Annotated in this window: 11 protein-coding genes; 2 read left to right on the top strand and 9 right to left on the bottom strand. The window is 32.6% G+C overall.

What is annotated here, in order from left to right:
• Positions 1-9: 9 nt before the first annotated feature.
• The 5 genes from wecB to LOS89_RS02555 form a co-directional block, all read right to left on the bottom strand.
• On the bottom strand, positions 10-1,167 hold the full coding sequence (gene wecB / locus LOS89_RS02575) for a non-hydrolyzing UDP-N-acetylglucosamine 2-epimerase (RefSeq protein ID WP_231836161.1): 1,158 nt from the start codon (positions 1,165-1,167) through the stop codon (positions 10-12).
• A 55-nt stretch (positions 1,168-1,222) separates the two neighbouring features.
• Entirely contained in the window at positions 1,223-2,179 is a 957-nt protein-coding gene (locus LOS89_RS02570; protein WP_231836159.1) for a hypothetical protein, read from the bottom strand.
• On the bottom strand, positions 2,166-2,705 hold the full coding sequence (locus LOS89_RS02565) for a hypothetical protein (protein WP_231836158.1): 540 nt from the start codon (positions 2,703-2,705) through the stop codon (positions 2,166-2,168). Before LOS89_RS02565 ends, LOS89_RS02570 begins: the two co-directional genes overlap by 14 nt.
• Before the next feature lie 86 nt (positions 2,706-2,791).
• Positions 2,792-3,706, bottom strand: coding sequence for a glucosamine inositolphosphorylceramide transferase family protein (locus LOS89_RS02560; RefSeq protein ID WP_231836156.1), 915 nt, complete (start codon positions 3,704-3,706; stop codon positions 2,792-2,794).
• A gap of 8 nt (positions 3,707-3,714) precedes the next feature.
• Entirely contained in the window at positions 3,715-5,022 is a 1,308-nt protein-coding gene (locus LOS89_RS02555) for a nucleotide sugar dehydrogenase (RefSeq protein ID WP_231836155.1), read from the bottom strand.
• A 460-nt stretch (positions 5,023-5,482) separates the two neighbouring features.
• Here LOS89_RS02555 and LOS89_RS02550 point away from each other — a divergent pair, with 460 nt between their 5' ends.
• On the top strand, positions 5,483-6,817 hold the full coding sequence (locus tag LOS89_RS02550; protein WP_231836154.1) for an OmpA family protein: 1,335 nt from the start codon (positions 5,483-5,485) through the stop codon (positions 6,815-6,817).
• Positions 6,818-7,898: 1,081 nt separating this feature from the next.
• Positions 7,899-9,443: a Fic family protein gene (locus LOS89_RS02545; RefSeq protein WP_231836152.1), complete on the top strand. Its 1,545-nt coding sequence runs from the start codon at positions 7,899-7,901 to the stop codon at positions 9,441-9,443.
• 752 nt (positions 9,444-10,195) lie between these two features.
• On the opposite strand, the gene LOS89_RS02540 is transcribed toward LOS89_RS02545, so the two are convergent.
• Genes LOS89_RS02540 through LOS89_RS02525 form a run of 4 tightly spaced genes read right to left on the bottom strand, consistent with a single transcriptional unit; the run spans position 10,196 to position 15,893 of the window.
• Positions 10,196-11,587 (bottom strand): UDP-glucose 6-dehydrogenase, encoded by a 1,392-nt coding sequence (locus LOS89_RS02540; RefSeq protein ID WP_231836151.1) that lies wholly within the window; start codon positions 11,585-11,587, stop codon positions 10,196-10,198.
• A gap of 26 nt (positions 11,588-11,613) precedes the next feature.
• Positions 11,614-12,609, bottom strand: coding sequence for an SDR family oxidoreductase (locus LOS89_RS02535; RefSeq protein ID WP_231836149.1), 996 nt, complete (start codon positions 12,607-12,609; stop codon positions 11,614-11,616).
• Between the two features lie 14 nt (positions 12,610-12,623).
• Positions 12,624-15,095, bottom strand: coding sequence for a polysaccharide biosynthesis tyrosine autokinase (locus LOS89_RS02530; RefSeq protein ID WP_231836148.1), 2,472 nt, complete (start codon positions 15,093-15,095; stop codon positions 12,624-12,626).
• A gap of 3 nt (positions 15,096-15,098) precedes the next feature.
• The gene (locus LOS89_RS02525) at positions 15,099-15,893 is read right to left on the bottom strand and encodes a polysaccharide biosynthesis/export family protein (protein WP_231836146.1); all 795 of its coding nucleotides are present in this window, start codon (positions 15,891-15,893) and stop codon (positions 15,099-15,101) included.

Raw genomic sequence — 15,893 nt, 5'->3', positions numbered from 1 at the left:
AAATTACTATTATTTTACAAAAATCTCATTAGCCACTATTCTTTCACAAGCCTTACCATCACCATAAGGATTTATAGCTTTACAAGCTTCCACATAGTTAATTTTATTCTCTATTAGTCGTGAAGTTTCTTCAAAAATTTTATTTGTGTCAGAACCCACAAGTTTAACAGTTCCTGCTATAACAGCTTCTGGTCGTTCTGTTGTATCTCTCATAACCAAAACAGGCTTCCCAAGGCTAGGGGCTTCTTCTTGCACACCACCACTATCAGTCAAAATCAAATAACTTTTACTCATTAAATAAACAAACTCCCTGTATTCAAGAGGCTCAATAAAAAACAGATTAGCTATTTTAGTAAAATCTGGAAAAACAGAATCTATAGCATTTCGCACATTAGGATTAAGATGCATAGGATATACAAAGTCGATACTTGGATAGTTTTGAGATAACTTTTTTATTGCGTTGCAAATATTCATAAAACCTTGTCCAAAGTTTTCTCTTCGATGCCCTGTAATAAGCACCATTTTTTTTTCGCTATCAAGTCTTTTAACATCATACCCCATTTCAGCTACTATCGCTTGGATCTCATTTTCAACCTCTAGATTGGATTTTATTATGTCTTGTGCAATTAATAAGGCATCAATTACAGTGTTTCCGGTTATGTCAATTATCGTCTCTGCAATATTCTCTCGTAAAAGATTATTCTTACTTAACTCTGTTGGTGCAAAATGATACATTGCAATTCTAGAAGTTATTTGTCGATTGATTTCTTCAGGCCAAGGACTGTATATATTATTTGTTCTTAAACCAGCTTCTACGTGCACAACTTTAATTTGTTGATAAAAAGCAGCCAATGATGCAGCCATACAAGTAGTTGTGTCACCGTGTACTAGTACATAATCAGGCTTCTCTTTTTGAAATACCTCACGCAAACCTGACATAACATTTGATGTTACATCATACAAATCTTGTTGAGGTTTCATTATATTTAGATTATAATCAGGCACGACCGAAAAAAAATCCAACACTTGTTCCAACATTTCTTTATGTTGTCCAGTTACGCATACTTTAGTTTCAAATTTAAACGGATTTTTTTTAAATTCTAAGATAAGCGGTGCCATTTTAATAGCTTCTGGTCTAGTGCCAAAAACCAACATAATTTTTTTCATACTTCTTGTATTCATATATAATAGGAATAATATTTATTACCTTTTTTTGACATTATTAATACCTCTTTTGTTTTCTATAGTATTTAAGCAGGTTGTAAATGAAATCAATCATTTTTGATTTATTATAAACCCATTGACCATTGTATTGTATAGGTATCCCTCCCGAATAACTTTTAGCTATATAAATATTATTCATCTCATCTGCACTAGGTGGTATTCTGCCATAATCAAAAGCCTTAACACCATTCTCTTTTAAATAGTATAGTATGTTTTCTTGAATATAATAAGCTGCGCCATTTCGTATCCCTTCATCAGAATTAGCAGCATAAACATCATAAGCTAATTTTTTAGTTATATAAACTACGCGGGCAGAAAAGGTTTGATTGTTTTCACCTGTTGTAAAAAATAGCTTGAATTCGTCAGAAACAAGGAGATTGTATAATGTTTCAGGTTCAATGTTAAAACTAAGACCTTTCCTATATTTTAATTGATTAAACAAAGTTGTAAAGTCTTCACAATCTTGAATAGTGGGCTTATCAACGACTTTAAATTTGACATTATTTGCAATAGCTTTATTAACGTTTCTTTTCCAATTTCGATGAAATTTAAAATCTTCTTGTAATTCAACTAGAAGTGTAAGAGGGCATAGATTAAGTAAAGGTCTCACAAAACCAGCTTGTCTTATACCAATTTCGAAATCGCAATTATAATACCCAATATCTGAAACTTCAATAAGTGGATAACCATTAGAAACTACATCTTGAAAAAAATCTTTAATGTATTTAATATTGCTTGTTTTTACACTTAATCCATCAATCATAAGATGTTCCCCAATAAATCTTCTTTCAAACACTCTACCCCAACAACAAACACGAGGATTATCTTCACTATCAACAAAGAAAACTGTATTCTTAATACCGCCAGTAATTTCTAACCATGCTTCTGTTTGATTAAAAGGCACATTAGAGAAACTTTTCTGGATATTGAAGAATTTATGTCTATCTATTATCATATTTTCTTTTATTTAAGGTAGAAAAAGGTATACCGAATATTGTTCCAGCATAAAAAACATCTACTTCTTCAAACCCTGATTTCATTTGCACTTTATATGCTGGTTTGTTACCATCCATTACAATAGCTAGGCATTTTTTCTTACCTAATTCATAAAGTTTCATTATGCGATAAAAGTTCATTGTGTAATGTAATCCTTTACCTCTTTCAGATGGATGACAATATGAATCCTCAAGTAATCCTTCATCTGTCTTTAAATAATAATTTGATTTAACAGGTAAGCCCATTTTAATCATAGAAATCCATGTTGAATATACCAACACTCCATTTCTAACAATTCCGTAAGCTTTGTATGAATTATCGTTTAATCTATTCTTGATCAATTCCAGTTTTTTGTGAGTGAAAATATTTTTATCACCAATAAGAAAATGATTGAATTCGAGCTCTATAACCTCATTTGAAATTGCTTGGCTATACTTCTTTGCTTTTTCATAATCGATAACTAATTTTAGATAATGAAACTTCACAATACTAATACCCAAAAATTTACTAAATAGAATAGAAAAACTTTTTGTTAAACCATATTTTTTTATTTTATAAATATTCATAAGGATTATTCTTTTTTTAATTTAACAATTATCCTCCTTATCGCCTCCCAAAAGTTAAATCTAATTTCCAAAATATCTGTTGCAACAATTTTTTTATCATTAAAATAACAATAATTAAAGTGGTGCCCTCCAGTTGAATAATTTTTGTCCGAATTAGGTATCAATCTTTTTATTTTTTTCTCTTTATAGTTATGACAACTCAATTCTAAAACTTCATACAAATCAACCCCTTCTCCATATCTACTATTAGTAAGTTGACAAGGTCTGAATATCTTATCTTGATAATTAAATAGTGAGCCAGCACATCTACCTATATCTTTTCCTTCTGCAATAGGGGATAGTGGATGCTCAACCCATTGCCCATCAATAGAATCGGAATAAAAAAGTCTTAACTTATTAGTTTGATTAGTATAATCTGTAGTAAACAAAAAAAGTTTATTATTATTCCTAACTATTGAACTATCTATAAATTTACTACCTTTAAGTATTGTTTTATAGGGTATCCATTTTGATAAAGTTTCATTCGGTTTGTATAGTTTTATGCTCTTATCGTTTCCACTTTCTGGCATCATATAAATTTGACCGTATAAAAAAAAGACATTAGGAAAAGACAAATGATAGTCTTCCTCTAAAACGGTAATTGGCTTAGTCCATTTTTTTAAATCAGAGGTCTTTACCATCTTAATTACTCCTTTCCCATCTAGCTTTATTTGTTCTTCATAAAAAAGAAACAATTCGTCATTATGAACAAACAAAAATGGATCTGCGATAAAAACAATTGGAGATGGGCTAAAAAAATTTCGTGTAGAAAAAAAAGTTTTAAGCACTGAAAACTGCTCTAGCTTAAATAAATCATCTTTTGCCTCACTTATAATTGTGTTAAATTGGTTTTGACTTATTTTATTAATTAATTCTAGCATTTATAAAATTATAAAACTTCATTAACAATTTCAATTGGTAAAATCCTCTTCACATCATACACTACGGCATTGTCCTTTTTCAATGTCTCCAAATCCAGCACCTGAAACTGATTATGAGCTACAGCTAACATGATAGCGTCGTATTTTACGCCTGCTGAAAGGGCAGACAAACAAGATATCCCATATTCATGCTGCACTTCTTCAGGATTTGCCCAAGGATCGTAAACCGTAACCTCTGTACTATAACTTTCTAAAGCGCGAATCACATCCACCACTTTCGTATTGCGTACATCTGGACAGTTTTCTTTAAAGGTAATTCCCAATACTAAAATTTTTGCCCCATTAACTTTAATATCGTTTTTTATCATGGTTTTTATGACTTGTGTCGCCACATACTCTCCCATAGAATCATTCAAACGACGACCCGCCAAAATAATCTCAGGATGATAACCCACTTCTTGAGCTTTCTGTGCCAAATAATACGGATCAACACCTATACAATGACCACCAACCAATCCTGGCTTAAAGGGTAAAAAATTCCATTTCGTTCCAGCAGCTTCAAGTACCGCATGGGTGTCTATATTCAAAATGTTGAAAATCTTCGCCAACTCATTCACAAAAGCAATATTAATATCACGTTGCGAATTCTCTATAACTTTTGCGGCTTCCGCCACTTTTATGGTGGGTGCTAAATGCGTTCCTGCTATAATTACACTTTTGTATAATTCATTAACTTTAATTCCAATCTCAGGAGTAGAACCAGAAGTCACTTTCAGAATTTTTTCTACAGTATGTTCTTTATCTCCTGGATTAATTCTTTCTGGAGAATAACCTGCAAAGAAATCTTGATTAAATTTCAATCCAGAAACTTTTTCTAATACGGGAATACACTCTTCTTCAGTAGCACCAGGATAAACTGTAGACTCATAAATCACAATATCACCTTTCTTTAATACTTTACCAACCGTTTCGCTGGCTTTGTAAAGTGGTGTTAAATCAGGTTTATTATGTTTATCAACAGGCGTTGGAACAGTAATAATATAATAAGTACAATCAGCAATATCCGCCAATTGATTAGAACAATACAACCCCTTTTCATTTGAAGATTGCGCAACCAATACCGATTGTAGCAAATCCTCCTCCACTTCCAAGGTCACATCTACCCCCTGATTTAATTCCGAAATACGTTGCTGATTAATATCAAAACCAACAACCGCATACTGGGTAGCAAACAAACGAGCCAAAGGCAAACCAACATACCCCAACCCAATAACCGCAATTTTCTTTTCACCAACTAAAGAATGATGTTCCGTCATAATTAATTTTTAATAATTCAATGTAAATACAATCCATTTTTAAAAACACAAAAGTACATCTTTTTTTTGTTTACCTCAAACGCCAGTAAACAACCAAAATCAAAACTAAAAAAAACAAGAAAAAACACGCACCCCAAACCAAAACTTTTCCAAAAAATTACCTTTTCTTAACATCAAACAAACTCAAAACTCAAGATCAAGATCAAAATTCAAACTCATAATTCATAATTCATAATTCATAATTCATCCCCCCCTTCTTTGTCAAATGGAGCGAAGTCGAGACAAACCCATTCCAAAAAAATCAAAACAAACAAGCGCAGCGCCTCCATGAACCTCCCTCACCACTCACCATTCACCACTCACAAAAAATCCTTATAATCCTAAAATCCATCGCTAAAAAACATAACATAAAAAAAACACCCATTCAAAAAAAAAATTACTAAATTTGCAAAAAAATAACATGAAAAGACTGATACTTATCACAAGTTGTTTTATTGCGTTACACGCAAATGCCCAAAACACAGAAAACCAAACAACCCCAGATTCAACAACTGTTTTTAATCGATGGACTCTTGAAGCCATGACAGGATTTGCTGACGGAAATTACCCTTATGGCGCAGGCTTTAGCGCAGGTGATAAAAAACACGTATTGAGTCATTTCACACTCAACAACTTCGATTTAGGAGTTAGATACATGGTAACACCAAAATTCGGTTTCAAAGCAAACTTAGCTTATGCTAAATTCACAGAAAGCGACAACAATAGCTTACCTTACGAAACCAATCAATTCACTTTTGCTTTTCAAGGTGTCGTAAACGCAGCAAGAATATTAGATTTTAAACAAGACAGCAGATTCGGTCTATTAGCCCATGCCGGAATCCAAGTAGGAAGTCTAACATCAAAAACAAAAAACAAATTGGATGATACCTTTGGAATAGTACCCAATGGCTACTACGACAAAACAGAATACCATGGCGGATTCGTAGCTGGAATTACACCACAATACAGAATTGCACCAAAACTTGCACTCTTTGTAGACCTAAGTGTATATTTCAATTACAGACAACACATGAACTGGGACGGAACAGTAGCAAATACTCCAGATTTATACGGAAAAACTACAAACCTAGCAATCGGACTTTCTTATGCGCTTGGAAAAGATAAAGAACACGGCGATTGGAAAGTAATAAAAAGCGAAAACGAACAAAAAGTAGCTGCACTTCAAAACGAACTAAAAGACAAAATAGAACAAATTGAAGTAATGCTACAAGATACAGACAGAGATGGAGTAGTAGACTATTTAGATGCGGAATCAAATACAATAGGAGGAGTAGCCGTGGATACAAAAGGTAGAGCTATTGATGTAAACAAAAATGGCATTCCTGATGAATTAGAACCTAAAAATGGAAATCGTGGCTTAACAACTTATGATAACGAAGAAGCCTCTTTTACCTATTTAGTAAAACAAGGAATTGTAAATGTTTTCTTTGACATAAACAAAGAAACACCAAATACAGCATCAGCAAACAACCTATATTACATCATCAACTTCTTGAAAAACCACCCAGAAGCAAAAGTAATAGCGAAAGGTTTTGCCGACACTACAGGTGACGAACAAATGAATAAAGAATTAGCTAGAAAAAGAGCCGAAAATATCAAAAATTTCATAGTAAAATCTGGAATTAGTGAAAACCGTGTTGAAATTCTAGGCGTTGGTATCGACACAACAATCGATAACACCAGCAAAACAGGACGCCAATTAGCAAGAAGAGTTTCTTTCGAACTAATCCAATAATACAACAATCCACAAAAAAAAAGACCGAATCACTTCGGTCTTTTTTTTTATACACTATCCACTTTTTCAGCTAAACGTTGTGCCCCCTTATTAAAAACTGTAAACTTTTTTCACGACGATACACTTTTTTTGTCATTCCGATAAAATAGAAACGTAAGTTCAGCGTAGCTAAATCTCCTACAAAGTAGGCCCATAACTTTACGAAGTAAAGCCTCCCTCACCACTCACAATTCACCACTCACCACTCACCATTCACCACTCACCTTGTCAAATCGAGCGAAGTCGAGATAAACCCATCCCAAAATGCAACATTCGTTATTCATAATTCAAAACACAAAAACCCAAAACCCTCCTTTCCTTGTCATTCCGCCGAAATAGAAACGTAAGTTCAGCGTAGCTAAATCTCCTACAAAGTAGGCCCATAACTTTACGAAGTAAAGCCTCCTTCCCCATTCACCATTCCCCATTCACCATTCACCATTCACCACTCATCACTCACAATTCATCACTCATCACTCATCACTCATCACTCATCACTCATCACTCACCACTCACAATTCACCACTCACCACTCACTTACCCCCCGCTTTCCTTGTCATTCCGCCGAAATAGAAACGTAAGTTCAGCGTAGCTAAATCTCCTACAAAGTAGGCCCATAACTTTACGAAGTAAAGCCTCCCTCACCACTCACAATTCACCACTCACCACTCACAATTCACCACTCACCACTCACCACTCACCACTCACCACTCATCACTCACCACTCACCACTCACAATTCACCATTCACCACTCACAATTCACCACTCACCTTGTCAAATCGAGCGAAGTCGAGATAAACCCATTCCAAAAAAATCAAAACAAACAACCACAATTAAAATCACCACAAATTTATCCACTCACAGGTAAGGCTAATATTGGAGAATGGTAACACCAAACGACATAAGTTCTGGTTTGATATTACAGGGTGTCATGAATGATTAAATAACTATATTTCACAATACGAATCTATTTTTAAATGTTTTTCTTTGTCAATAATAGTTTTTCACGTATATTTGAATAATTACATTTCACAAAAACAAATGAAAAATAATCTTTATTCACAAAAAATAACTGCTTTTCAAGACAGGCAAGCTCCTGAAGAAGGAACGCTAGTTGGTTATGGAACTTTAATTGACCGTTTGAAATTACCAATGCCTTTGCCTAATAAATTGGCATTAATAAGCACAAAAAATCGTCAATACAAAACAAATCAATGGATTGTGCTCACCTCTAGACATGAACCTGAGGATAGCTTATATAGACAAATCGTTTTTGCTTTGAAATATGAAGGAATAAATCTATTGTTCTTTAAAAAGCTATTTCAAAAACTCCCAACAGAAGAAGTTCAAATGTTAGTTCAAATTGAACCAATAGGACAATACAGTCGTAAAATTTGGTTTTTATATGAATTGTTAATGCAACATAAACTAGAAATTTCCGATTTAAACCAAGGAAATTTTGTAAATCTAGTTGATGAAAAAATACAATATGCTTCATCAACTCCAATCAAATCAAGCAGACACAGAATCAACAATAACTTAGCAGGAACAGTTGATTTTTGCCCATTAATATTTAAAACTGAAAAATTAGAGAATTTAATAAGAAAAAATAATCCCGATAACATCAAAATAGCTATAAACGGGTTTCGCAAAGATATTTTGATTAGGACATCTTCTTTTTTGTTGCTAAAAGATTCGAAAGCTTCCTTTAGTATTGAGGGAGAAACCCCTAATCAAAGTAGGGCTATTCGATGGGGAAAAGCTATTGGTCAAGCAGGAAGTAAACCTTTAAATAATGAAGAGTTTTGTAGACTACAACAAATAGTAATAGAAAGTAGTCGCTTCATCAAAATGGGGTATAGAAAAGAGGGAGGATTTGTTGGAGAACATGATAGAGCTACAGGGGAACCTATTCCAGAACATATTTCAGCAAAGGAAGATGATGTTGAAACGTTGATGAATGGACTAATCAAATCAGCTAATTACTTAGAGTCAATTGAATTTCATCCTGTTCTTGCTGCCACAAAAATTGCCTTTGGTTTTGTGTTTATACACCCTTTTGTAGATGGTAATGGAAGAATTCACCGTTATTTAATTCATCATTTGCTAGCCTCAATGAAATATAGCCCTCAGGGAATAATTTTTCCAGTTTCGGCAGCTATACTGGAAAGAATAGTTGACTACCAAAGAGTACTTGAAAACTACTCTCATCCGCTTTTGGATTTTATTAAGTGGGAAAAAACAGAAAAAAATAACGTAAAAGTTCTTAACGATACAATTGATTTTTATAAGTATTTTGATGCCACATCACAAGCAGAATTTTTATTTGAGTGTGTGGATATAACTATTCATAAAACTATTCCGGAAGAGGTTAACTATCTTCAGAAGTATGATGAAATGAAACATTGGTTAGATGACCATTTCCAAATGCCTGATGACTTGATAGCGCTTTTAATTCGATTTCTAGAACAAAACCAAGGTAGGCTATCTAAAAGAGCTAGGGAAAAAGAATTTATTGCACTAAACCATGAAGAGGTAAAAAAAATAGAGAAAAAATTCAACACTATTTTTATTGAAAATAACTAAAATTTTAGGTATGCTTTGATGTTTTTATAAGCTTCTTTTGATTAAAAATCTAACGTTGGCTTGGAAATAAGACTTATGCGAGTAGATTTAAATTTTATGAACAAGTTTTAAGTAAACCGAAAAATGTAGATGTACATAATTGTGGTTTAAAATAAAACGTCTTGAAAATGCCTTTAATTTTTTTTAAAATTTTTCGAAATATTTTCTGAACCTTTTTATAATCGTTTAAAATAATTATTGTAAAATCTATTTTGGTTTAATGAACAAATTGTTTTCTTTATTTGAAATTTCACAAAAAACAATAATTTCTTTTTATCTCATTAAATTATATTTACATTTGACAAGACCTCCAATTTTTGGTGTCGGGTTTGGTGTCGGGTAAAACGATTAAAAACGGTTAAAATCCGAAAAACAAATTTTATAAACAATTGACTATCCGCGTCATATAACCAAACCATCACGATTCACCACTCACCACTCACCACTTTCCTTGTCAAATCGAGCGAAGTCGAGATAAACTCATTTCAAAATGCAACATTCGTTATTCATAATTCAAAACCCACCTTTTTTTGTCATTCCGCCAAAATAGAAACGTAAGTTCAGCGTAGCTAAATCTCCTACAAAGTAGGCCCATAACTTTACGAAGTAAAGCCTCCTTCTACATTCACCACTCACCATTCACCACTCACCATTCATTACTCATCACTCATTACTCATCACTCATTACTCATCACTCACTTACCCCCCCCCAACTACCTCGCTCCTATTCCTTGGTATACAAAACCAATTGTCTCTAAAGCTTGTTTGTCTAATATATTTCTTCCATCAAAAACAAAAGCAGGTTTCAACATATTATCATATATTTTTTGCCAATCATACGTTTTAAATTCATCCCATTCAGTCAGTACAGCAATGGCATGTGCATTTTTACAAGCGTCGTAAGCATTTGACTCCACTTCAACCCCTCTTTTATTATCTGATTCTGAACGCGTTTCCAAATAGTTCAAATCAAACTGAATTTGTGCTGAAGCTACTTTTGGATCATAAACACTAATATTAGCTTGTTCACTTAACAAATCATCTGCTACATAAATAGCTGCTGATTCGCGTGTATCGTTAGTATCTTTTTTGAAAGCCCATCCTAAAAATGCTATTTTCTTTCCAGAAACGGTGTTATATAAGGTTTTGATTATATTTTTGGCAAAACGACGTTTTTGATGATCGTTCATAATGATTACTTGCTCCCAATAATCGGCCACTTCATTTAATCCGTATGATTTAGCAATGTAAACTAAATTCAAGATGTCTTTTTGAAAACAAGAACCTCCAAAACCAACAGATGCTTTTAAGAATTTAGGTCCAATTCTACTATCCATTCCAATAGCTCTTGCTACCTCATTTACATCAGCACCTGTTTTCTCACATAATTCGCTCAAGGCATTAATAGAAGAAACACGTTGTGCTAAAAAGGCATTCGCCGTTAATTTTGATAATTCTGAAGACCAAACATTAGTCGTTAATATTTTATCTTTTGGAACCCAATTTGCGTATACATCGACCAATTGTTGAATTGCTTTTTGACCTTCAGCGGTTGTGTCACCACCAATTAAAACTCTATCGGGTGCGAATAAATCTTCAACTGCTGTTCCTTCTGCTAAAAATTCTGGATTAGATAAAATTTGAAAGTTAACTCCATTTCCTGTATTATCTAAAATATCTTTAATAGCACTTGCAGTTCTTACAGGTAACGTTGATTTTTCAACTACAATTTTATCGTTTTTTGCTACACGAGCAATTTGTCGCGCACACAATTCAATATATTTCAAATCCGCAGCCATTCCTTTTCCTACTCCGTAGGTTTTGGTTGGTGTATTTACAGAAATAAAAATCATTTGTGCTTCGTCAATCGCTTTGTCAACTTCTGTCGAAAAGAATAAATTTCTTCCACGAGCTTCTGCAACAACGTCACTTAATCCAGGTTCATAAATAGGAATATTATTCACATCTGCATCATTCCAAGCAGCAATTCTTTTTTCATTTAAGTCAACAACGGTAACTTTAATATGCGGACACTTTTGAGCAATCACAGCCATCGTAGGCCCTCCAACATATCCAGCACCGATACAACAGATATTTTTAATCATTGAATTATCTTTTTACTTTTCTCTTTTTACTTTTTACTTTTCTCTTGCAAATTATTCCAATACCATTTTACCGCCTCTTTTAAACCCTCTATAATAGAAAATTTAGGTTGGTAATTCAGTAGTTTACTTGCTTTTTCTATACTTGCTAGTGAATGTGGAATATCTCCCACTCTATTTTCTCCGTAAATAATAGGAACATTAGCAATTTTGTTATCATATTCTGATAAGAATTCTTTCAATGCATTAACTAATTCATTTAAAGTAGTCCTTTCTCCAAAAGCAGTATTATAAACCGTGTTTACTGCCTCTGGATTTTCAGTCAACATGGCCAATTCATTCATTTGAATCACATTATCAATATAGGTGAAGTCGCGAGAAAATTCTCCATCACCATTAATAACAGGACTTTCATGATTTAAAAAATGGGCTACAAATTTAGGAATTACTGCTGAATAAGCACCATTTGGATCCTGATTTCTTCCAAAAACATTAAAATAACGCAATCCAATAGTTTCGATTCCGTATGTTTTACTAAAAACATCAGCATACAATTCGTTAACATATTTGGTTACAGCATAAGGAGACAACGGTTTTCCAATAACATGTTCTACTTTGGGTAAGACTTCAGAATCACCATAAGTAGAGGAACTTGCCGCATAAATAAAACGCTTTACATTTGCATTTCGTGCTGCTGTTAACATATTTAGAAAGCCTACAATATTTACTTCATTTGATGTTATTGGATCATTTATTGACCTAGGTACACTTCCTAAAGCTGCTTGGTGTAAAACAAAGTCAATTCCTAAAACAGCATTTTCACAAACTTCAAAATCGCGGATATCACCTTCGATTAATCTGAATTTTGGATTAGAAAGATGTTGTTCAATATTATGACGATAGCCAGTTGAAAAATTATCCAAACAAACTACCTCGTTGTTCTCTAAAAAATAGCTACAAAGATTTGAACCGATAAAACCTGCACCACCAGTAATAAGTATTTTCTTGTTTAATATTTTGTTCATTCTTTAAAGTCTATTTAGCTGCTCTTTTTAAATTTGCTAACTATTTTTTCCCAGCCTGTTTTTGGTTTTACTTCATCATGATAAGACTCACCATAAGCTCCGTATCCATACCCATATCCATATCCATATCCATATCCATAACCGTATTTAGCTTTGTTTTGGAAACCATTAAATACAATACTTATGTTATGTAGTTCACCTCTCTTATGTTTATCATTAACAACTCCTAACATACCTTTCTTAGTAAACCCTTGTCTAGTTACATATAAAGTCGCATCACAGAAGTGCGCTAATTCTAATGCATCAGAAACCAAACCAACAGGAGGTGTATCTAAAACAATATAATCGTACTTGGTTTTTAACTCCTCAATCATTTCAGCCATTGCTTCACTCATTAACAACTCAGAAGGATTCGGAGGGATTGGCCCAGAAGGAATTACATCAAGATTTGTAATATGAGTCTTTTGAACGACTTCATCTAACGTCTTTTGACCAATTAAATAGTTAACAACACCCGTAATATTATCAATATTAAAATCCCCAAAGATTCTTGGCTTTCTTAAATCCAAACCTACAATTACCGTTTTCTTATCACTTAATGCAAAAACAGTTGCTAAATTAATCGAACAAAACGTTTTACCTTCTCCACTGACAGAAGATGTTAACATTAATATTTTAGCTCCTTCTTTTTGTTGTTTTTTATACATAAACTGTAAAGAGGAACGAATAGCTCTAAACGATTCTGCCAAAGGTGATTTAGGTTTTTCGAAAACAGATAAATTATTTTCTGTATTTTTCTTTCCTATAACACCAATCAAAGGAATCTTTGTCAATTTTTGAATATCGTCAGTATTATTAATACTATTATCCAACAAAGTGATTACAAAAACTACCAATAGTGGAAGTAAAAAACCAATCAAAGCAGCCAAAATATAGTTAATACTTGTTTTTGGACCTCTTAAACCTCCACCAACATCTTTAGCTGGATCTAAAAATTTAATATCCGAAATATTAGCAGCTTTTACAATTTCGGCTTCACTTCGTTTCTCTAAAAAAGTACTGTATATTTTATCTTTTAAATTGTACTTACGGGTTATCTTGATATGTTCCTGCTTATTTTCAGGTAGCAAACTCGCTTCACCTTCAGCTTTAGCGATATTTTTATTTATCAAAGATAAATCTAACGACAAAGCACTTTTCGCACTGGCTATATTTTCAAGTAATACTTTTTTAATTGATTCCATTTCCACATCAAAGTCAGAAAATAATTTTTTGTTCTTTACAGAATAAGACATATTAGCGCGTTCTGCAGAAAGTTGAATCAATTTAGAAACATTTCCTATCACATTAGGATCATCAATTCCTGCAACTGTTGGAGCGGGTAATTTTGAATAATCCGTTGTTTTTTCTAAATAATTTTTCAGCAAATTATAATAAGCTATTTTTCTATTAATTGCATCTTTTTCAACATCGTATCCAGATAATCTTGTACTCAAAAGTCCACCACCACCTTCTTCTTCCAATTCAAAAATATTTTTCCCTCTTCTAAATTCCTTTAATTCATTTTCAGCCTCTTTAATCTGACCTTCCATTTCTTTTAAAGTACTGTCAATAAAACTGATGGTGTTATTTGCAAATTGATTTTTACTATCAAGTTGAATTTTCCTCAAAACATCGACAGTCGTATTTAAATATTCTACTAATCTATTTTTATTTGAGCCCTCCATTTGTAATCGGACAACCGATAATGCTTTTGCATCTGCACTTACATCAATTCCTTTGTAAGCAGCAACTGTTCCATTAAAATCATCAAATCTTACATAATACTCTTGATTTGAATAATCTAAAGCTTCAGGCTTAATAATTACTTTTAAATTCAAGAAAGGTAAATCTACCTCTTCATTAATTTTAAAAACTTTTTTAAACTCTCCACCAGAAACATTTACAGGTTTAAAAGATAAATCAGAATATTGAATTACACTTGTAGAAGTAGATTCTCCAAAATCAACGCTTAATTCGTATTGAGATGGTGATAAAAATTTAATTTTGATTAATTGCCCAAAAAGCTGACCTTTAGTTTTATCAATTTCAACATAAAAAGGAACTTCACCATAAACATCTTGATAGAAATACTCTCCTTTTCTAAGATACTTAATATAATATTGTAGTTTATCAACAACTACTTCGTTGTGAGAACGCGATTTTAATGTTGTGATAATTGTTTGTACTTTATCTGAAGTTCCTCCCCAATTAAAAACCAAACTTGTATTCGATGTAAAAAAAGGATTATTTTGATCTTCAACCACTATAAGTGATTCCATTCCATAAATCTTTTCTTTACGGATATTTACATTGTAGGCATATACAAAAGTTATAATCAATGACAAAATAAACCATTTCCAATAACTAACGATTTTCAAAATGAAACCTTTGAAATCAAACGAATTTTGAGATTCGAAAAAATTAAAATCTTTAGTATCTAACATTTATTATAAGGTTTTAGACAACACTAAAAGCGTAGTAATTAAAGAAATAGCAGTCATGATTGTAGCAACAGACTGAACTCCTGTTACACCAGTTCCCCAAGTTTTCTGTTTTAATGGTTTTATTATGATGTAATCGTTTGGTTGTATATAAAAATAAGGAGAACTCATTGCCTTCTCATCCGTCAAGTCGATAGTATAAGTTTCAAATCCATGAGGGAATTTTCTAATAATTTGAACCTCTTTTCTATTTCCGGTGGTCGTAATATCACCTGAATTAGCAATAGCTTCCATAATAGTAGCTCTTTCTTGATACAAAACACCCATGCCCGGATTTCCAATTTCACCATTGATAGTATATCGCAATCCAGCTAACTTAACTGTAACAAAAATATTAGCTTCTTTTTTAAAATATTCTTCTAACAACTGCTTTTCAATCTTTTGTCTTACCTCATCTGCAGTAAATCCTAAAACGTTTACTTCTCCTAGTATTGGTACACGGATATTTCCATGATCATCAACTGTATATCCTTGAAAAAACAAAGTTTGAGGAGAAACTTGAGCTTGTCCGCCATTAGTTTGCGAAACAGAAAACATCTCAACCAATTTTTGATCTAAAGCTTTTATATTAATACTTAAGATGTCATTTGTTTGTATTCTATAAGGCTTAGAAACTTCTTGAGCAACTTTAATAGAATCTGACTTTGAAGCTGGATTAGGCTGCAAATACGTTAAATCTTTTGTAGAAATACAAGACGTAAATAAAAAAGAAAATAAGACAAAAAAAACTATTTTTTTCAT

It is taken from the genome of Flavobacterium channae, assembly GCF_021172165.1.
Lineage (GTDB): Bacteria > Bacteroidota > Bacteroidia > Flavobacteriales > Flavobacteriaceae > Flavobacterium > Flavobacterium channae.
This window is presented reverse-complemented; position numbering and strand designations above follow the sequence as displayed.

Bases quoted from the DNA above. Each gene is read 5' to 3' on its own strand.
- LOS89_RS02535 (WP_231836149.1), bottom strand. From the start codon at position 12,609: ATGAACAAAATATTAAACAAGAAAATACTTATTACTGGTGGTGCAGGT.
- LOS89_RS02550 (WP_231836154.1), top strand. From the start codon at position 5,483: ATGAAAAGACTGATACTTATCACAAGTTGTTTTATTGCGTTACACGCA.
- LOS89_RS02545 (WP_231836152.1), top strand. From the start codon at position 7,899: ATGAAAAATAATCTTTATTCACAAAAAATAACTGCTTTTCAAGACAGG.
- LOS89_RS02560 (WP_231836156.1), bottom strand. From the start codon at position 3,706: ATGCTAGAATTAATTAATAAAATAAGTCAAAACCAATTTAACACAATT.
- LOS89_RS02570 (WP_231836159.1), bottom strand. From the start codon at position 2,179: ATGATAATAGATAGACATAAATTCTTCAATATCCAGAAAAGTTTCTCT.
- LOS89_RS02525 (WP_231836146.1), bottom strand. From the start codon at position 15,893: ATGAAAAAAATAGTTTTTTTTGTCTTATTTTCTTTTTTATTTACGTCT.
- wecB (WP_231836161.1), bottom strand. From the start codon at position 1,167: ATGAAAAAAATTATGTTGGTTTTTGGCACTAGACCAGAAGCTATTAAA.
- LOS89_RS02555 (WP_231836155.1), bottom strand. From the start codon at position 5,022: ATGACGGAACATCATTCTTTAGTTGGTGAAAAGAAAATTGCGGTTATT.
- LOS89_RS02530 (WP_231836148.1), bottom strand. From the start codon at position 15,095: ATGTTAGATACTAAAGATTTTAATTTTTTCGAATCTCAAAATTCGTTT.
- LOS89_RS02540 (WP_231836151.1), bottom strand. From the start codon at position 11,587: ATGATTAAAAATATCTGTTGTATCGGTGCTGGATATGTTGGAGGGCCT.